The organism is Sulfurimonas lithotrophica (assembly GCF_009258225.1).
Lineage (GTDB): Bacteria > Campylobacterota > Campylobacteria > Campylobacterales > Sulfurimonadaceae > Sulfurimonas > Sulfurimonas lithotrophica.
Map to the genome: position 1 here is coordinate 604,655 of NZ_CP043617.1, position 18,208 is coordinate 622,862.

Genomic DNA, 18,208 nt, shown 5'->3' on the forward strand with positions numbered 1-18,208 from the left:
AAAATATAGAAATTTAAAAGGATAAGAGCAGATTTTATGAGTGAAATAAAAGAGATATATTTAAAAGATTATAAACAACCAGAATTTAAAGTAAGCAAATGTGATTTGTGTTTTGAACTTTATGATGATTATACGATAGTAACAAATACGATGAATATAGAGAGTTCAAAAAAAGATAATCAGCTATATACTCTTAAGTTAAACAGTATAGATTTAGAACTGATTGAATTATATTTAAATGACTTAAAACTCTCGGATGCAAGGTACAGCTATAAAGATGAGGTATTGAGTGTTTACAATACGCCAAACAAATTTTCTCTAAAGATAAAAAATAAAATATACCCCCAAAATAACACGGAATTAGAAGGCTTATATAAATCAGGTTCAATTTTTTGTACACAAAACGAACCTGAAGGTTTTCGTCGTATAACACCTTATATAGACAGACCCGACGTTATGGCTGTATATACTACTACAATAATTGCTGATAAAAAAAAGTATCCGGTATTACTCTCAAACGGAAATAAGCAAAGTGAAAATCAGTATGGTGACAAGCACAGTGTTACTTGGTTTGATCCGCATCCCAAACCCTCATACCTTTTTGCATTGGTAGCAGGTGATTTGGGTGTTATAAACGACAGCTTTAGAACAATGAGCGGTAATGATATCGAGTTAAATATCTATTGTGATTTAGGAAATGAATCTAAATGTTTTCATGCTATGAGGTCTTTAAAAGATGCAATGCTTTGGGATGAGGAAAAATACGGTCGAGAGTATGACTTGGATATTTACAACATAGTAGCCGTTGACAGCTTTAATATGGGTGCTATGGAGAATAAGGGCTTAAACATATTTAACTCACATTATGTGCTGGCAAACGAAGAGTTGGCAACCGACAGAGATTTTATGGGTATTCAAAGTGTAATAGCACATGAGTATTTTCATAACTGGACCGGGAATAGGATTACGTGTCGCGATTGGTTCCAGCTTACTTTAAAAGAGGGGCTTACCGTTTTTCGCGACCAGTGCTTTTCAGCCGATTTAAACTCTAAAGAGGTTGCTCGCATCGAAGATGTTAAAGCTTTAAGAGAGCGTCAGTTTGTAGAAGATGCATCTCCGACCTCACATCCTATTCAACCCGAATCGTACATATCTATGAATAACTTCTACACGGCGACCGTTTATGAAAAAGGTGCTGAAGTCATAAGAATGATACACACGCTTTTAGGGGAAGAAAAATACAGAAAAGCTACTGATCTGTACTTTGAGAGTTTTGACGGGCAAGCCGTGACTACAAAAGATTTTTTATGGGCTATGAGTGAAGCGGGTAAAGTTGATTTAACACAGTTTGAGAGATGGTATCATCAAAACGGTACACCTAGACTGCTTGTCAGTGAAAAATATGAGAATAATAAATATATACTTCGTCTTACTCAGGTTATTCCAAATACACTTGAAGGTCAGAGACAAAGAGTTTATTTCTTTCCGCTAAAAATAGCACTCTTAAATGAAGAAGGAAAAGAGATACTTGAAGAGACTCTAACAATCTCAAAAGAGTTTGAAGAGTTTTCATGGGAAACGGATTCAAAACCGATTCTCTCTATAAACCGTGATTTCTCGGCTCCTATTATTATTAAACAAGAACAAAATGATTATCAGTTTTTAAGCAGACACGATTCAAACTCTTTTGTAAGGTACGAGTCGATGCACTCATTCGGTGTCGATACACTTGAGAAGATAATACATAACGACGAGATTGATAGAGAGTTTGTAGATACATACGGATATATTCTGGATGCAGACCTAAATTTGTCGTTTAAAGCTCTTTTGCTTGAACTTCCTTCAGTCTCTACTCTGATGCAAAGACAGGAAGTAGTTGATTTTGAACCTATATATGAAGCCAACGAGAAGCTTCAAAAGCATCTGGCATCCGTATATAAAGACAAACTGTTATCGATTTATAAGAATAATCATTTACCTAAAGACGATTCTATAGAATCACTTAGTATGGATAGACGAGCTATTAAAAACAGGGTTTTAAAACTCTTAAGTATGCTTGGAGATGAGGACATTATTGATTTGGTAAAAAATCAATACGATAACTCATCTACTATGACGGATAAAATAGCAGCTTTGGATATCTTGGAAAATACGACTCAAAAAGAAGGTGCTGTTTCATTGAGCGATTTTTATCAAAGATATAAAAACGATACCTTGGTTATGAATAAATATTTTGCAATACTTGCCGCATCTGAGAGAGAAGGTACCTTAGATAGGGTAATGGCACTTCAAAATGATGATGTATATGATGAAAAAATTCCAAACCTTGTTCGCTCTTTGATAGGAGTGTTTGCACGTAACTATAAACATTTTCATTCAAAAGACGGACTCGGATATAAATTTGTAGCCGATAAAATAATTGAAATAGATAAAATCAATGCACAAATGGCATCAGCGCTGGCGGGGGCATTTAAAATTTACGAGAAAATGAATGAAACAAATAAAAAACTTATGAAAGCAGAATTAAAACGTGTAGTTTCTACACACTCACTTTCAAAAAATTGTTATGAAATTGTAAACAAAATTTTAACAAAATAGTTTAAAATAGAATTTAAAAATCTCTTTAAGCCCTATAACAAGAACTTATATATGTGGTTTATAATTTGTATATAATATGGTTATGTAAAATTGTGATATAAATTTGATAAAAATTTGATACAGTATTCTTTGAACAACAATTTTAAGGAAGATATATGGCAAGATTAGTTGTATTAGGTGGTGGTGTTTCAGGCCACACAGCTGCTACGTTTGCAGCAAAATGGTTAGGTTCAGCTCACGAAGTTGTAGTTGTAACTCCAAATAGTAAATGGAACTGGATTCCATCAAATATTTGGGTCGGTGTAGGTCAAATGACGGCAGAAGACGTTACGTTTGATTTAGCTCCGGTATATGCTAAAGCCGGTATTAATTACAAGCAGGCAAAAGCCGTTTCTATAAATCCAGAGGGAAAAGAATCAAGTGATAAACCTTTTGTTACTATTGAATATACTCAATCAGGTAAAGAGGGTGAGAGTGAAGAGGTAGAATATGATTATCTAATTAATGCTACTGGTCCAAAACTAAATTTCGGTGCTACGCCGGGTCTTGGTGAGGGAAGCCAGCTTGGTGAGCATACCGTGTCTGTTTGTACGGCAGATCATGCGGCTCATGCTAGTGATGAATTAGATAAATGTATTGAAAAAATGAAAGCCGGCGAGCGTCAAAAATTCTTAATCGGTACGGGTCACGGTATGTGTACGTGTCAAGGTGCTGCTTTTGAGTATATTTTTAATATTGAACATGAACTTAAAAAAGCCGGTGTGCGTGATATGGCTGACATCAAGTGGATATCAAACGAGTCTTTCTTAGGTGACTTCGGTGTTGGTGGACTACACATGAAAGCTATGGGCTTTGCCGTAAGTTCTAAAATCTTTGCAGAATCTTTATTTACAGAGCGTAATGTTGATTGGATTATAGGTGCACACGTATCTAAAGTTGAGTCAGGAAAAGTTGAGTATGAGTTACTCGACGGTTCTACGGGTGAGGAAGAATTTGATTTTTCAATGTTAATTCCGCCGTTTGCAGGTGTAGGTATAAAAGCTTTCGGTAAAGACGGCTCTGATATTACGGATACTATGTTTGCTCCAAACGGTTTCTTAAAAGTTGATGCTAACTACGCTGCAGGTGCATATGAGAACTGGAAAGCATCTGACTGGCCTCGTACTTATCAAAATCCTACATACGGTAATGTATTTGCTTGTGGTATTGCCTTTGCTCCTCCACATCCGATTTCAAAACCTATGAAATCTCCAAACGGGACTATGATTGGACCTACTCCTCCAAGAACAGGTATGCCTTCAGGTATTATGGGAAAAACTGTTGCTCATAGTATTTGTGATAGAATACTAAAAGGTGAAAACGCTCCATTACATGAAGCTTCTATGGCAGAGATGGGTGCGGCTTGTGTTGCATCTGCAGGTAAAGGTGTATTCAGCGGTACTGCTGCTGCTATGACTATTTATCCTGTTGTTCCTGATTTTGAAAAATATCCTGGAACAGGGCGTGATACGGATTATACATTCGGTGAGATAGGTCTTGCCGGACACTGGATTAAACATATATTACATCACTTGTTTATGTATAAAGCTAAGCTTAATCCGGGTTGGACTATGATTCCTGAATAGGGATTATTTATAAAAAAATAATATAAGGAGACTATAGATATGGCACACGAACATAAACACGGCGAAGAAAATATTAAAGCTTATGGAAACAACTTTACGACGATGACACCCGGACCGTTTGCAAAATGGTTACGTACATGTGTTATTTGGCAGTTTATAAGATTTGTAATCATAAATCTTAAAATGATAACAGTGGTTAAAAAAAGCCACTAACAATATCCCCATCTTTGGGGATAAAACTCATAATCCTATTTTTTAATAATTAAGGCAATTTATAATGGTAAAAGATATTATTACTTACCCTACACCTCCAAGTGTAAATTACTCCACTGATGTAAGAGTAGTAAATGAAGAGATAGAAAATTTGATACAGGATATTAAAGATACTATAGATGCAAACAATCTTGACGGATTAGCTGCTTTTCAGATAGGGAGTATGTATAATATAGTAGTTATTAAAAAAGAGGACGGTAGTTTTTTAGAGTTAATAAACCCAAGAGTTATAGGTGCTTCGGCGGAAAAAATTACAACGGTTGAAACAACCGCATATTTTCCTGGTTTAAGTGCAAAAGTTACAAGGGATGCAAACATATCTATAGTATATGAAGATAGAAATTTACAACAGCACTCTTTAAAAGCTGAGGGTGATGACGCTATTCTTTTACAAAGAAAGATTGACTACACTTTTGGTTCGTCTTTTATAAATAAACTAAGTTCTGACGAGAAAAAAAGGTTTGAGACTAAACTTGAATTTGGAAGTGATATAGCGATATCTGAGACTTGTCCAACAACTTTTAACAGGGATAAAATATTAAAAGTCATAAATATTGCTATGGTGGCAATGGTAATAATGTTAATATCTTCGTTTTTCTCGGATAACGATAAACTATGGGATTACCAACTATATACATCTTTTGGAGTACTTGGATTAAATATAGTATACTTCTTTTACGCACAGTATGAAGGGAAAAAATATACATCATGTACATCTTGTCAAATAGGAAATATTATAGGTACGACCATAATATCATTATCAAAACTCACTTTGATAATGATAGCTTCATATTTCTTAATGTAGATTAGTTTATGAATATAAGAGCTCCACAGTTAACTAAACATCAGCATCTGTTTATAAATTCAAAAAACAGTATATTAGCCAACTGGATATCTTATGATTTACCCAAAGAGATTCTACTGCAGCACTCTATTGAACCAAAGCTTTTTATAGATACATACGGTTCCGGTGTATTTGATTATTTTATGGGTGTTATCAGCGGAGAAACCGAAATAGGAAACTGTCCTGTTATGCAAGGGCTTTTAAGTTACCTCAAAGATCGAGAGATAAGTGCGGATGAACTGTTTGAGATATGCAGTCATTTTAGACGCTCAATGGTTGATTTTTCATATGATGCAAAAATTAATTCTAAAGAGATTTTTGATGAAATATCTTATATCTTTGATCAAAATTTTCGTGGAATTTTACGTTATTATACGGATACGATTTTTCAAAAACTGATAGATGCAAGAGCTAAGGCAGAAAAAGCTACATTGGCAAAAGACCACTTTTTATCAAATATGTCGCATGAGATACGTACACCCTTAAATGCTATTTTGGGCTTTGTTAATCTGCTTATTGATGAAGACTTGTCCGATAAACACAGAAACTATTTAGATATTATTCATACAAGCGGTGAAACACTGCTTAGTATAATTAACGATATATTGGACTTTTCAAAACTTAGAAGCGGTGAGTTTACCATAGAACCAAAACAGTTCTCAATACATGAAGAGTTAAGTCATACATTAGAGTTATTTGTTGCATCGGCAAGTAGTAAAAATATAACTATTATATCTTTTATCGACCCGCAGATACCCCAAGAGATATATGCAGACCCACTTAGAATAAAACAAATAGTATCAAATTTTTTAAGTAATGCAATTAAATTTACTCCAAATAACGGAAAGATAAGTTTAGAAGCAAAGTGTGTAAACAAGATATTAACCATAAGTGTAAAAGACAGCGGTGTTGGAATTGATGAGAAAGACCAAAAAAATATTTTTTCGGCTTTTACCCAAGCTTATGATAAAACGATTGATTCTATCAGCGGAACGGGACTTGGATTATCCATATCTAAGCAATTAGCGGAGTTAATGGATGGAAAAGTTTACGTAGAGTCAAAACTTGGACGAGGCAGTACATTTTATGTAGATGTACCTGTAAAAGTAGATAACAAGTCTTGTAATATTTTAGACAGTATGTCTGAGCTAACCGATAAAAAAATAGTCTTTTATTTTAATAATGAAGAGAGTAGATATAAATTAGATTCACTAATACGCTATCTGAATGTATTTAAAGTGTATGTTGATGTCGTAAATGATTTAAATACGGATTTTGATGTAGCTTTATATATAAATGAAGATATGAACGACACGGCTTTAAAAAATCATATACTTAATGATACAAATCAAAACTATATAGCACTTATGAGTAAAGAGACCGATGAATATAAAAATTATTCGCATATCTCTTCTATGACGTATCCTTTGTATTGTTCAAAGTTAAAAAACAAATTTTTAGAGATTTTACATCCAAATATAAAACATAAAATACATCAAAACAGTGCTAAAAGTTATATTGGAAATATATTGGTTGCAGAAGATAATGAAGCAAATCAAGAATTAATTAAAATTTTACTCCAAAAATACGGCTTAAACTTTGATATTGTTAACAACGGTTTAGAAGCGTATGATTTATACCGACAAAATAATAACTACGACCTTATTTTAATGGATGAGCAGATGCCTGTAATGGACGGGAATAAATCCGTAACCAAGATATTAAACTATGAAAAAAATATGGGTTTAAAACATACACCGGTCTCAGCCTTAACCGCAAATGTAATCAAAGGTGCGAAGGAAAGAGGATTAAAAAGCGGGTTTGATTCATTTTTGGGAAAACCGATAGTTTTAAAAGAGCTTGAAAAAGTTTTTAATCTTTATTTAAAACAAGGCAGTAAAAAACCGCTAGAACAAAATTATAAAACAGAAAATAAAACACTAAAAGGTTTAGAGATAGATAGATTAATGGAAGAGTTGCAGCTAAATAGAGATGAACTTAGTATGTTACTTGATTTGTATCTAAAGAAGATGTCTAAAATGTTGCCTGAATTAAAAGTTGCAATAAAAGATAAAAACTATAAAGATATCTCTCTTTTAGCACATAGCATAAAAGGTTCAAGTGCCAACTTTAGAATTGATTTTTTGCAGACTTTAGCATACGATATGGAAAAAAATGCAAAATCAGAAAAAGAAAATTATAATTACGATGAAGTTTTTGATGAAATATCTAAATATCTTCAAGAGATAGAGGTCGATTAGTTTTATTCTTCAATAAAATAACCGATTCCCGAAGCATTTTTAATAATGTCGGTCTCAAGCTTGTTTCTAAGTCTCCAAACCAATGTTCTAACACTATTCTCAGTAGCTCCGTTTTCGTCCCATACATAGTTTGTAGCTTGCTCGAAACTTACAACTTGACCGAGTTGTGCTACAAGCAGACGTAAAAAAGCATTCTCTTTTTTAGTCAGCTTTATTTTTTTACCCTTGTAAAATGTTTCGCAAATGGATATATCCAAGTGATAGTTGTCTCCAAAAGGTACAATAGGCTCATCTGAAGCTCTTTTGGAATATAGAAGTTTTTCAAGGTTTAGTTTATCGATTTTTAAAGAACTCAAATCATTTTTTCTGGAGTTTTCTACATTAAACTTAAATAAAGCCATCTGTATAGTAGCATGAAGTGAACTTGGATCAAAAGGTTTTACGATATAACCGTAGGGTTCGGTTACTTTGGCTAAAGATATTATGTCGTCATCACTATGTGAAGTTAAATAGATAAAAGGTATGTTGTATTGTTGTTTTATAAATTTAGCCAGTTCAATACCGTCTGAAGTATCTTGAAGTGAAATATCTACAATTACCAAATTTGGTATGTGTGAAGCTATTTTACTTTTTGCATCGATAACATTACTACAAATTTCAACTATATTGTAGTCGTGTTTTTGCAAAGACATACTTAAGTTTAGTGCAGTAATCTCATCGTCTTCTACTATAATAATATCTACTTTACTCATTTTCTTCCTTGAATCAAAAAAATGTAATTACTTTGTGATAAATTTGTCATCTATTATAATATAATTTTATGCATATTACAAAATATAAGCAAGAAATAAATATTATCTCGTAAAAGAAGTAACATTTTGAAATGCTTAAGTATATTATTTAAATTATATTTATAAAAAAAAATAAAAAATTAAATTTTTTATTTTTTTTAAATAATCATCAACTGTATAAAAAATAATCAATAATTTGTTCAATAAATATTTTTAGACTGTTATAATTCTGGTATATTAAAAATAATATAGGAGATAAGATGAAGAGATGGTTAAAGATAGCGGTGCTGCTGTTACCGAGTTTGGCATTAGCTGAGGAAGCACCGACACTAGATAGCGGTGATACGGCATGGATGATGATGAGTGCGGCATTAGTATTATTAATGACACCGGCAGGTTTAGCACTGTTTTATGCAGGTATGACAAGAAGTAAGAACGTACTAAATACATATGCGATGGTATTAGGTGCATTTGCAGTAGCATTTATAGCATGGATAGCAGCCGGATATTCAATGGCGTTTGGAGATGGAGGAAGCCTGCAGTCATATATAGGCGGATTTGGTAATATGTTTCTAAGTGGAATTAACTGGAACGACTTAAGCGGAACGTATCCAACATATGTATTTGTAGTATTCCAAGGTACATTTGCAGCTATCACGGTAGCTATTGCTTCAGGATCAGTAATTGAGCGTATCAAGTTCTCAACTTGGTTAGTATTTGTTGCAATCTGGACAATCGTAGTATATGCTCCAATCACACACATGGTATGGGGTGGTGATGGTGCACTACTATTTGACGCAGGTGCATTAGACTTTGCAGGTGGTACGGTTGTACACATGAACGGTGGTTTAGCAGGTTTAGTATTAGCATACTTAGTAGGTAAACGTAACGGTTATCCAAAAACAGCAATGAAACCAATGTCTGTAATGTTAACAGCTCTTGGTGCAGCACTGTTATGGTTTGGTTGGTACGGATTCAACGGTGGATCTGCATTTGGTGCAAACGCAATCGCTGGTTTAGCTTACCTTACAACAACTCTTGCAACGGCAGTAGCAGCTATCACTTGGATAGTAATAGAGTGGTTAGTATTTAAAAAACCTACACTACTAGGTGCAGCTTCAGGTGTAGTAGCAGGTCTGGTAGCAATTACTCCGGCAGCAGGGTTTGTAGATGTAACAGGAGCAATCATAGTCGGTTCAGTAGGTTCAATAGTAGCATTTTACGGTGTAGCTGTACTTAAAAAGAAACTTGGATACGATGATTCACTAGATGCATTCGGTATTCACTTTCTAGCAGGTCTATGGGGTGCATTGGCAACCGGACTACTAGCACTAAAAGATAATAACTTACTATGGGATGGACCACTAAAAGCAAGTGGAGACAGAATGGGTCAATTCCTAGTTCAATTAGAATCGGTAGTAGTAGTCGGTATCTTTACATTAGTAGGTACAGTAGTAGTTTACTATATAGCTTCAGCATTAACAGGCGGTGCTAGAGTAGATGAAGAGACAGAACAAGTTGGTCTTGATGAAGCTACGCATGGTGAAAAAAGTCTTAACCTTTAATGGTTTTGACTTCAAATAAATAATAAGATTATTGGAGTTATATGATGAAAAAAATAGAAGCGGTTGTTAAACCATTTAAATTAGAAGATGTAAAGGATGCACTGGCTGAGATTGGTATTACCGGAATTACGGTAACAGATGTAAAAGGTTACGGACGCCAGAAAGGTCACAGTGAGTTATATCGCGGGGCTGAGTATGTAGTAGATTTTTTACCGAAGATTAAGATGGAGATGATAGTAGAGGATAAAGATGTAGATCAGGTTACATCAACAATCGTTGAAGCTGCTCGTACAGGTAAGATTGGTGATGGTAAGATATTTGTTAGTGATGTAGATAAAATTATCCGTATCCGTACAGGTGAGACTGGTAGCGAAGCTATCTAATAATAAAAAATAAATTATTGATTAAAAAATAATCAATTGAATAAATTATTTCTCTTTTTTATTGGCTACAATACAAGCAGATTAAATCAGGAGATAATAAATGGGTAAATTTGTTAATAGTATAGATGAGTTTTTCTCTTTTTGTAAAGAGAATGAAGTTGAATTTGTAGATTTAAGATTTACGGATATAAAGGGTGCATGGCATCACTTAACTTACAGAATGAGTGCCGTAAATGCTGAAAATTTAGAAGCCGGTTTTCCGTTTGACGGTTCATCGATTGAAGCTTGGCAGCCTATCAATAAATCGGATATGCTGCTAAAACCTGATGTTCCGACTGCTTTTATGGATCCTTTTACAGCTGATCCTACTATAATCGTTTTTTGTGATATTTACGATATTTATAAAGGTGAACTATACGAAAAGTGTCCACGTTCAATCGCTAAAAAAGCTCTTGCTCATGCCGATGAAATCGGTATAGCTGATGCTGCATACTTTGGACCTGAAAATGAGTTCTTTATCTTTGATGACGTAAAATTTGTTGATAATATCAATGAAGCCGGTTACAAAGTAGATTCTTCTGAAGGCGAATGGAATTCAAATACTGATTTTGAAGACTTAAACACTGCACACCGTCCAGGTACTAAAGGTGGTTACTTCCCGGTTCAACCAACAGATAGCATGGTAGATATGCGTGCAGAGATGATGCAAGTACTAGAACAAGTTGGACTTGAAGTTGTACTTGGTCACCATGAAGTTGCACAAGCTCAAGGTGAAATCGGTATAGTTTTTAGCGATATCATCGGTGCAGCAGACAACGTTCAAAAATATAAATATGTCGTAAAAATGATAGCTCACCTTAACGGTAAAACTGCTACATTTATGCCAAAACCTCTTTATGGCGACAACGGTAACGGTATGCATACTCACCAATCTCTATGGAAAGACGGTAAAAACCTTTTTTACAAAGAGGGTGAGTACGGTAACCTAAGTGAAACGGCTTTACATTATATAGGCGGTATCTTTAAACACGCTCGTGCAGTTGCTGCATTTACAAATGCATCTACTAACTCTTACAAGCGTTTAATTCCTGGTTTTGAAGCTCCTTCAATTCTTACATATTCTTCTCAAAACCGCTCGGCATCTTGTCGTATCCCATATGGTGCGGGTGAGAAAGCTACTCGTATCGAAATGAGATTCCCGGATTCTACTGCATGTCCGTACTTGGCATTTGCTGCTATGATGATGGCTGGGCTTGACGGTATCAAAAACAAAGATATCCCAATCGGTCCAATGGATGAGGATCTGTTTGAATTAACTCTTGATGAGATTCGCGAGAAAAAAATACCGCAGATGCCACATACTTTACGTGGTTCGCTTGAAGCGCTTATCCGTGATAACGACTTCTTAAAACCTGTATTTTCTCAAGTATTTATTGATACTTACCAATCATATAAATTTGAACGTGATGTATGGCCGGATGAAGGTCGTCCGACTGCTTACGAGTTCAAAACAACTTACCAGTGCTAATAAATTTTTAGCATTGTTTATTCCCACTTTGTGGGGATATTAATACTTTTAAAATAAATCTTTCTTTTCAAAATTCCTAGGGAACAATATATGTAAGTACGTATATAAAATAGGAATAAATTATGAGCAAACCATTACAAATAAACCCAATAAAATTATCGCAGCCTATGGGAGCATTACTTTGTTTTTTAGGTATAAAAAACTGTATGCCTTTGATGCACGGGGCACAAGGATGTGCATCGTTTTCAAAAGTATTTTTTACACGTCATTTTAGTGATCCCATAGCTGTTCAGACAACTGCCATAAATGATATAACTGCCGTTATTGACGGGGGAGATTATTCTATTAGCGAAGCCATCAAAAATATAACAAAAAAAGTTCAGCCTAATCTAGTAGGCCTTTTTACGACAGGTATAACCGAAACTAAAGGTGATGATATAAAGGGTGCTGCATATCTGCTAAAAGATAAACAGCTTATAACCTATGTACATACCCCTGACTTTGAAGGTGGGTTAGAGAGTGGGTTTGCAAGAAGTGTTGAAGCTATTATAGAACAGTTGGTCGAACCTACAATAAAAATAGATACTCAAAAAGCACTTTTAATCCCAAACGTAAATCTAACTCCCATAGAGATTGAGAAGATAAAAGAGCAAATTTCGATGTTTGGTTTTGAGACTTACGCACTGCCAGATCTCAGTGAATCCCTAGATGGTCATTTAGGTTTAAAACAAGGTGCACTTAGCAGTGGAGGAATAAGTGTAGAGGATATTAAAAAACTCGGGGAGAGTGCTGTTGTTATTACAGTGGGTGATTCTGTAGAAAAAGCCGGTGAAAAACTGATAGAGAAAAACGCAAATGTTAAACACCTACATTTTAATACACTAAGCGGACTTTTAAATATAGATAGATTTTATAAAAAACTTATGGAGTTTAAAAATATCTCAAAACCAAATCCGAGTGTTATTAGATGGAGAAAAAGACTTCAAGATGCCTTGCTTGATACACATTTTGCAATAGGCGGTTCAAAAGTAGTTATAGCACTTGAAGCCGATCAGGCACTATCAGTTGTCAGTACGATAAAAGAAGCCGGAGCTGATATTAAAACAATAGTAATACCTACAAGAAGTGATGTTTTAGAAAGTGTTGATTGTGATAATGTAATTGTAGGTGACTTTGAAGATGTTGAGAATGCCTTGGAAGATGCAGATTTACTTATCAGCAATTTTCACGGTGAGAGGATTGCACATAAATATAAAAAAGCATTACTTCTTAGAGGTTTTCCAAACTACGAAATTGTAGGAAACCAACTTATAAACGACACTTTGTATGAAGGAAGTTGTTATTTACTTTTTGAGCTAGCAAATATACTAAATGTATATAATCACGGAGTCCACGAATGAAGTTTGATAAGCAAAAGCATCTTTTAAATTTTGAGGAGATGGACTCTTACCATAAGGATTTTGTGGAAATTTACAATTCTTTGGAAAATGACAGCTCAGAAGCTTACAAAAATGTCATGTTGAAAATTTTAGAACAAACAAGATTACATTTTTGTAATGAAGAGGAGCTTATGCAAAAATATAATTATCCTAGACTAAAAGAGCATTCCGATGAGCATAAAAAAGTACTATATGAGATGGAATACTTTATCAACGGCGCAAATACAAAAATAGGAAGAAATATATTAAAATCATATTTTCTTGAGGGTCTTCCAAACTGGTTCGATACGCATCTTCTAAGTATGGACAGTGATCTTTCAAGCTTTTTAAAAGAAAAAACAAACTTATAACCTTTCAAAGGAACACTTTATGTAACTACATATGTAAATAATATATGGAGAACATAAATGAGTTCAACTATACAAGTAACTTCAAATAACAATAACGACGGAATTATAAAAGTGGCATTTGCTACGAATGATAATGAAAATGTAGATGCACACTTCGGTAGTGCAAAGCAGTTCAATATTTACGATATCTCTAAAGAGGGATATGACATATCTACGATTATAAAAATTCAAACGAAAGATACGGATACGACGGTGGAGTTACTAAAAGGTAATGATATTGTTTATTTTGTAAATATAGGACCTACTGCTGCTGCGAAAATTATTAATAAAGGCATTTTTCCTATTAAATACAAAGAAGTTATTTCTATAGATGAAGAGTTAAACAAACTGGTAAAAATGTTAAATGATAATCCTCCTCCGTTTATTAAAAAAATCATAGAGAAAAAGGCTTAATGATGGAGAATTTATTTATAGATACTTTGATATCTCAAGTTAGAGCACTTGATCAGTTCGGTACATGGGCTAATAAAGCGGATGAAGATATTTTAAAAGAAAAATATGTAAAGAGTAAAGAGGATTTAAAAAATATCCCTGTAATTGCAGACATAGATGAGATGCAGATACAAGATATAAGACTTATATATCAGGCGATTGCACTGGCTTTTGAGAAAAAGACAGGAATTATGTGTTCTGTTGTTATGGAGATGAGTCACGAAGGTTTTGGTAGGGCTGTCGTAATAGCTGAGAAAATAGTAATAGTAAATAAGTTTTTTAAAGATGCACATAGATATTCATTTCGTACGTATGAGAAGTTATGTGAAGAGGGCGATAAAATGCTTGCAGATGCAATAAAAATTTATGAGGAGTATAAAAAATGAGTAAAATCGGTGTTTTCGTAGGAACAGCAGGCGGAACAAGTATGAAGGTGGCAAATGCCTTAATAGAGGCGTTTGAAATCGAAGAAGAAGATGTAATAAACATGGAAGAAGACTTTGATGATGTCGAAGATCAACTTTTAGAATATGATGTTTTATTTCTAGGAAGCTCAACTTGGGGGCAGGGTGATTTACACTTTAGCTGGGTTGATCCTGTACTGGAGATAGAAGATGAGACAATAGACTTTAGCGGAAAAACAATAGCAGTGTTTGGAGCGGGTGATTGTAAAAAACACGGTGAACATTTTTGTTCTGCACTTGGAAAACTTCATAAAACATTTACGTCAGCGGGAGCAAAGTCCGTTGGTTTTGTACCAAAAGATGATTATTCATATGAGTTTTCTTTAGCAGAGATAGACGATAAATTATGCGGTTTGGCAATAGATGAACATAATGAATCTGATAAAACACAAGAAAGGATAGAGAGATGGGTAGATATATTAAAATCAGAACTAGGAGACTAAAATGTACATGGTAATGGCAGTTGTAAATCAATACAACTTAAAAAATATTTTGGAAGATTTGTTTGCAAATAATATAGAGGGTATTACAGTAAGCGATGTAATCGGTAAGGGTTCATTCGGTTTAACAGAAGCCGATAATCAACCGACAGACCTTGTTTCAAAAGTGAAACTTGAAATTGTTGTCTCAGATGTAAAACACAGAGAAATAGTTATGGAATGTATAAGAACAAATGCTCATGATTTAGGTCGCGGTGCAGGTAAGATGTGGTGGCTAGAAGTCGGCGGAGTCGAGAGAATTCGTACGGGTGAGAAAGACATTGAAGCACTTACGACACAGATAAATAAAAAAATAGGAAATGTATCTACAGGTGTTACGACACATATCGATACTCCTTGTAGTTAAAGGAATAATTTATGAATACTAAAGCAAAGTCATTAGACGAGTTTTATGAACTAACTGATGCGGAAGATTATTTTACTTTTTTTGATTTGGATTATGATCCGAGTCTTGTAAATGTTAAAAGATTTCATATATTAAAAGAGTATGGAACTCTTATAAAAACCGGTATGAAAAACCTTATAGGCGAAGAGGAAAGATTACTTGATTTTTTAAAGTATTCACTTCTAAAAGTATATGGAGAATTTTCCAACGGATATGCACCTAGTGCAGCTGATGTTTGGGATATGTTTAAAGACGGGAAACTAAGTGGTTGTATGAGTTGTACGCCATCACCGGGGAATAGTTGTGGATGCTAACGCTATTTTTGATCCAAATGTAAAGCTGTATGACAGTGTAACGGCAAGTCGTTCGGGTAAAGACGAAGAGGAACCAAAGTATAAAGTAGGGCAAAAAGTAAAACTCTTAAGTGATGTTGTAAACGACGGAACTTACCCACATGCAAAAATAGGTACACTCATGATGCCAAAGGGCAGCATCGGATATATAAAACATATGGGTGAGTTTTTACAAGTTATCAGAGTTTACGAAGTACATTTTTTCGGTACAGACATGGACGTTGAGATTATTGGGTGTCGTGAACACGAACTAGAATCTATGGAAGATAATTTTGTTGATGAGGACGAACTTGAGCGTGAGGCTATGAGGCTTCATAGAGAAAAAATGAGTAAAATGGATAAACAGCAATCTAAACATAAGGAGAAATAGATAGCAAAATAGATTAGTTCAATCTAAAACAAAATCACAAAAATTAAGGAGAGATAATGACAACAAGAGTGGAAATCATAAATGATTTTTTAGCAATAAATGTAAAACAAGGTAGTACTATTCAGGATATTGTAGAAGCAAGTGGTTCAGCACTTCCTTTTGGATGTCGTGACGGTGAATGTGGGACATGTGTAGTTGAAGTTGAGTCCGGTATGGAGTTCCTGTCTGACAAGACTGATAAAGAGGTAAAAGTTCTTAAAGAGATTTGTTCTGGAACTTGTACGCCAAATTCACGTCTTTCATGTCAGATGAAAGTTTCTAAGCCAAACGGTTTAGTAAGATTAAAATATTAATTCAACTGCGTAAAATATACGCAGTTATGGGACTCAAGCCATCTTTGGTTTGAGTATAATTTAATCATGTCAAGTACATTTAATTTACACACAACACAAAAACAAGGTTTACAATTATCTTTAAGATTATGGTTGCCTTTATTACAAGCTCCTCTTCAGGATTTAGAGACAATATTTAAAGAACATAGTTTTGATAACCCTTTTTTGGAATATAAATCATCTTTTGAATCAAACTACTCAAGCGGGGGTTTTATTGAAGAGATAAACTTATATAAAGAGTCTTTATACGACGTTGTGTCAAATCAGATTGAAGCTCCTTTGTTTCCGACACCTACATCCCAAAAAGTAGCACATGAGATACTTATGAATATAGACAGTGAGGGATATTTTGAAGGTGATATAGAAAATATTGCAAATAACTGTAATACAACAAAAGAATTTGTAGAGAGTATAAGACAAAGATTTGCATACTTGGATCCTGCAGGGATAGGGGCAGTCGATTTGACCGAATCGTTTATGTTTCAACTCTCCCAAATTCCTCTTGATGAGGAGTTAAACCTTTTTACTCAAAAAGTTATACAAAATATAAAAAATATAGACAAATATCACAAGCATCACAGATTTGATGAGGCTACGGAACTTATTCAAAGGTTTAAGTCACCTCCTGCAGTTGATTATCAAGAGGAAAATTCGTATATAGTCCCTGATTTTTTTGTTGATATAAGTAATGATATTACCGTTACAATGAATAATAGTTATTATCCTGATATTACCATAACAGACCCGTTTAAAAGCAAAAATGAAGAGCTAAAAGAGAAACTAAAAGAAGCAAGAGACCTTGTAAACTTGCTAGAGCTTAGAAAGTCCACACTTTATAAACTCGTTCTTTTAATCGTTGAGAGACAGATGAGTTTTTTTATAGGTAGTGAACTTAAACCTATGACTATGGCTCAGGTTGCGGATGATATAGGTTTTGAAGAGTCAACGATAAGCAGGGCTGTATCAAATAAATATATAAAGTGTGACAGGGGTATATTTTCCCTAAAATCATTTTTTACAAATGCGGTCTCTAAAAATCTCTCATCATCTGAGATAAAAAACTATATACAAAACTTAATAGAGAACGAAAATCACGATGAACCTCTAACGGATCAGGATTTAGTCGATAATGTTATGAAAAGATACAACATGAAGATGGTAAGGCGTACAATTACCAAGTATAGAAAACTTCTTGATATTCCCTCTTCAAAAGAGAGAAAAAAAATATATAAAGTCAGAGACTAAATTTCCGTTACGTCTTTTACGTCAGTAGCGGATAGTTTTTCCATCTCTATCTCTACCAAATCTAAAAAATCATCTCTTGTTTTTTCATCCATATTGTTTTTTAGCATCTCTAAAATATACTTGATACCGTTGGCATTTATTTTTTTAGCACTGGCAAGATAGTGTACATATGCTATAGATTTAACATCATTTATAGAGTATAGTTTTTTAGTTTCTTTTTTTATCGGCAGTAAACCCTTCTCTTCATACATTTTTAAAGTTCTTGGTTTTGCGGAAAGAATTTCAGCGATGCTGCTAAGGGGTAAAACATTTTTTTCATTGTTTAGTAAAGCCATTTACACTCTTTTAAA

Annotated in this window: 20 protein-coding genes; 18 read left to right on the forward strand and 2 right to left on the reverse strand. The window is 34.1% G+C overall.

From position 1 onward, the window contains the following. Positions 1-36 precede the first annotated feature (36 nt). The 5 genes from pepN to FJR48_RS03200 all read left to right on the forward strand — a co-directional run bounded on the left by pepN (position 37) and on the right by FJR48_RS03200 (position 7,601). The gene (gene pepN, locus FJR48_RS03185) at positions 37-2,598 is read left to right on the forward strand and encodes an aminopeptidase N (RefSeq protein ID WP_152306718.1); all 2,562 of its coding nucleotides are present in this window, start codon (positions 37-39) and stop codon (positions 2,596-2,598) included. A gap of 155 nt (positions 2,599-2,753) precedes the next feature. Further along, a complete protein-coding gene (locus FJR48_RS03190; protein WP_152306719.1) occupies positions 2,754-4,223 on the forward strand; it encodes an NAD(P)/FAD-dependent oxidoreductase in 1,470 nt (489 codons plus the stop codon). Positions 4,224-4,262: 39 nt separating this feature from the next. Next, a complete protein-coding gene (locus FJR48_RS12155; RefSeq protein WP_188108612.1) occupies positions 4,263-4,436 on the forward strand; it encodes a hypothetical protein in 174 nt (57 codons plus the stop codon). A gap of 64 nt (positions 4,437-4,500) precedes the next feature. After that, complete coding sequence (locus tag FJR48_RS03195) at positions 4,501-5,301, forward strand: peptide deformylase (RefSeq protein ID WP_152306720.1); 801 nt, start codon at positions 4,501-4,503, stop codon at positions 5,299-5,301. Positions 5,302-5,309: 8 nt separating this feature from the next. Further along, the gene (locus FJR48_RS03200) at positions 5,310-7,601 is read left to right on the forward strand and encodes an ATP-binding protein (RefSeq protein WP_152306721.1); all 2,292 of its coding nucleotides are present in this window, start codon (positions 5,310-5,312) and stop codon (positions 7,599-7,601) included. A 2-nt stretch (positions 7,602-7,603) separates the two neighbouring features. Here FJR48_RS03200 and FJR48_RS03205 read toward each other — a convergent pair whose 3' ends face one another. Then, on the reverse strand, positions 7,604-8,353 hold the full coding sequence (locus FJR48_RS03205) for a response regulator transcription factor (RefSeq protein ID WP_152306722.1): 750 nt from the start codon (positions 8,351-8,353) through the stop codon (positions 7,604-7,606). Positions 8,354-8,652: 299 nt separating this feature from the next. On the opposite strand from FJR48_RS03205, the gene FJR48_RS03210 reads away from it, so the two are divergent. From FJR48_RS03210 to FJR48_RS03270, 13 genes are all read left to right on the forward strand, one after another. Further along, positions 8,653-9,957, forward strand: a complete 1,305-nt coding sequence (locus FJR48_RS03210; protein WP_152306723.1) for an ammonium transporter — start codon at positions 8,653-8,655, stop codon at positions 9,955-9,957. 44 nt (positions 9,958-10,001) lie between these two features. Further along, positions 10,002-10,340 (forward strand): P-II family nitrogen regulator, encoded by a 339-nt coding sequence (locus FJR48_RS03215; protein ID WP_152306724.1) that lies wholly within the window; start codon positions 10,002-10,004, stop codon positions 10,338-10,340. Positions 10,341-10,440: 100 nt separating this feature from the next. Continuing rightward, positions 10,441-11,868 (forward strand): type I glutamate--ammonia ligase, encoded by a 1,428-nt coding sequence (glnA, locus tag FJR48_RS03220; RefSeq protein WP_152306725.1) that lies wholly within the window; start codon positions 10,441-10,443, stop codon positions 11,866-11,868. Positions 11,869-11,990: 122 nt separating this feature from the next. Next, entirely contained in the window at positions 11,991-13,268 is a 1,278-nt protein-coding gene (gene nifN / locus FJR48_RS03225) for a nitrogenase iron-molybdenum cofactor biosynthesis protein NifN (protein WP_152306726.1), read from the forward strand. Then, on the forward strand, positions 13,265-13,657 hold the full coding sequence (locus FJR48_RS03230; RefSeq protein ID WP_152306727.1) for a bacteriohemerythrin: 393 nt from the start codon (positions 13,265-13,267) through the stop codon (positions 13,655-13,657). Before nifN ends, FJR48_RS03230 begins: the two co-directional genes overlap by 4 nt. A gap of 57 nt (positions 13,658-13,714) precedes the next feature. Further along, positions 13,715-14,110: a nitrogen fixation protein NifX gene (gene nifX, locus FJR48_RS03235; RefSeq protein WP_152306728.1), complete on the forward strand. Its 396-nt coding sequence runs from the start codon at positions 13,715-13,717 to the stop codon at positions 14,108-14,110. A 2-nt stretch (positions 14,111-14,112) separates the two neighbouring features. After that, entirely contained in the window at positions 14,113-14,535 is a 423-nt protein-coding gene (locus FJR48_RS03240; RefSeq protein ID WP_241856107.1) for a NifX-associated nitrogen fixation protein, read from the forward strand. Beyond that, entirely contained in the window at positions 14,532-15,056 is a 525-nt protein-coding gene (locus tag FJR48_RS03245; protein WP_152306730.1) for a flavodoxin domain-containing protein, read from the forward strand. The genes FJR48_RS03240 and FJR48_RS03245 overlap by 4 nt, the downstream gene beginning before the upstream one ends. A gap of 1 nt (position 15,057) precedes the next feature. Beyond that, complete coding sequence (locus FJR48_RS03250; RefSeq protein WP_152306731.1) at positions 15,058-15,459, forward strand: P-II family nitrogen regulator; 402 nt, start codon at positions 15,058-15,060, stop codon at positions 15,457-15,459. Between the two features lie 11 nt (positions 15,460-15,470). Further along, positions 15,471-15,812 (forward strand): nitrogenase-stabilizing/protective protein NifW, encoded by a 342-nt coding sequence (locus FJR48_RS03255; protein WP_152306732.1) that lies wholly within the window; start codon positions 15,471-15,473, stop codon positions 15,810-15,812. Continuing rightward, positions 15,802-16,221 carry a nitrogen fixation protein NifZ gene (locus FJR48_RS03260; RefSeq protein WP_241856109.1) on the forward strand — a complete coding sequence of 140 codons (420 nt, stop codon included), beginning with the start codon at positions 15,802-15,804 and terminating at the stop codon, positions 16,219-16,221. Before FJR48_RS03255 ends, FJR48_RS03260 begins: the two co-directional genes overlap by 11 nt. A 56-nt stretch (positions 16,222-16,277) precedes the next feature. Next, positions 16,278-16,574: a 2Fe-2S iron-sulfur cluster-binding protein gene (locus FJR48_RS03265; RefSeq protein WP_152306733.1), complete on the forward strand. Its 297-nt coding sequence runs from the start codon at positions 16,278-16,280 to the stop codon at positions 16,572-16,574. Between the two features lie 66 nt (positions 16,575-16,640). Beyond that, positions 16,641-17,858, forward strand: coding sequence for an RNA polymerase factor sigma-54 (locus FJR48_RS03270; protein WP_152306734.1), 1,218 nt, complete (start codon positions 16,641-16,643; stop codon positions 17,856-17,858). On the opposite strand, the gene FJR48_RS03275 is transcribed toward FJR48_RS03270, so the two are convergent. Next, complete coding sequence (locus FJR48_RS03275; RefSeq protein ID WP_152306735.1) at positions 17,855-18,193, reverse strand: MerR family transcriptional regulator; 339 nt, start codon at positions 18,191-18,193, stop codon at positions 17,855-17,857. The genes FJR48_RS03270 and FJR48_RS03275 overlap by 4 nt on opposite strands. Between the last annotated feature and the right edge of the window lie 15 nt (positions 18,194-18,208).

Excerpts from the sequence above, each read along its gene's own strand:
- pepN (WP_152306718.1), top strand. The coding sequence starts at position 37 with ATGAGTGAAATAAAAGAGATATATTTAAAAGATTATAAACAACCAGAA.
- FJR48_RS03190 (WP_152306719.1), top strand. The coding sequence starts at position 2,754 with ATGGCAAGATTAGTTGTATTAGGTGGTGGTGTTTCAGGCCACACAGCT.
- FJR48_RS12155 (WP_188108612.1), top strand. The coding sequence starts at position 4,263 with ATGGCACACGAACATAAACACGGCGAAGAAAATATTAAAGCTTATGGA.
- FJR48_RS03195 (WP_152306720.1), top strand. The coding sequence starts at position 4,501 with ATGGTAAAAGATATTATTACTTACCCTACACCTCCAAGTGTAAATTAC.
- FJR48_RS03200 (WP_152306721.1), top strand. The coding sequence starts at position 5,310 with ATGAATATAAGAGCTCCACAGTTAACTAAACATCAGCATCTGTTTATA.
- FJR48_RS03205 (WP_152306722.1), bottom strand. The coding sequence starts at position 8,353 with ATGAGTAAAGTAGATATTATTATAGTAGAAGACGATGAGATTACTGCA.
- FJR48_RS03210 (WP_152306723.1), top strand. The coding sequence starts at position 8,653 with ATGAAGAGATGGTTAAAGATAGCGGTGCTGCTGTTACCGAGTTTGGCA.
- FJR48_RS03215 (WP_152306724.1), top strand. The coding sequence starts at position 10,002 with ATGAAAAAAATAGAAGCGGTTGTTAAACCATTTAAATTAGAAGATGTA.
- glnA (WP_152306725.1), top strand. The coding sequence starts at position 10,441 with ATGGGTAAATTTGTTAATAGTATAGATGAGTTTTTCTCTTTTTGTAAA.
- nifN (WP_152306726.1), top strand. The coding sequence starts at position 11,991 with ATGAGCAAACCATTACAAATAAACCCAATAAAATTATCGCAGCCTATG.
- FJR48_RS03230 (WP_152306727.1), top strand. The coding sequence starts at position 13,265 with ATGAAGTTTGATAAGCAAAAGCATCTTTTAAATTTTGAGGAGATGGAC.
- nifX (WP_152306728.1), top strand. The coding sequence starts at position 13,715 with ATGAGTTCAACTATACAAGTAACTTCAAATAACAATAACGACGGAATT.
- FJR48_RS03240 (WP_241856107.1), top strand. The coding sequence starts at position 14,113 with ATGGAGAATTTATTTATAGATACTTTGATATCTCAAGTTAGAGCACTT.
- FJR48_RS03245 (WP_152306730.1), top strand. The coding sequence starts at position 14,532 with ATGAGTAAAATCGGTGTTTTCGTAGGAACAGCAGGCGGAACAAGTATG.
- FJR48_RS03250 (WP_152306731.1), top strand. The coding sequence starts at position 15,058 with ATGTACATGGTAATGGCAGTTGTAAATCAATACAACTTAAAAAATATT.
- FJR48_RS03255 (WP_152306732.1), top strand. The coding sequence starts at position 15,471 with ATGAATACTAAAGCAAAGTCATTAGACGAGTTTTATGAACTAACTGAT.
- FJR48_RS03265 (WP_152306733.1), top strand. The coding sequence starts at position 16,278 with ATGACAACAAGAGTGGAAATCATAAATGATTTTTTAGCAATAAATGTA.
- FJR48_RS03270 (WP_152306734.1), top strand. The coding sequence starts at position 16,641 with ATGTCAAGTACATTTAATTTACACACAACACAAAAACAAGGTTTACAA.
- FJR48_RS03275 (WP_152306735.1), bottom strand. The coding sequence starts at position 18,193 with ATGGCTTTACTAAACAATGAAAAAAATGTTTTACCCCTTAGCAGCATC.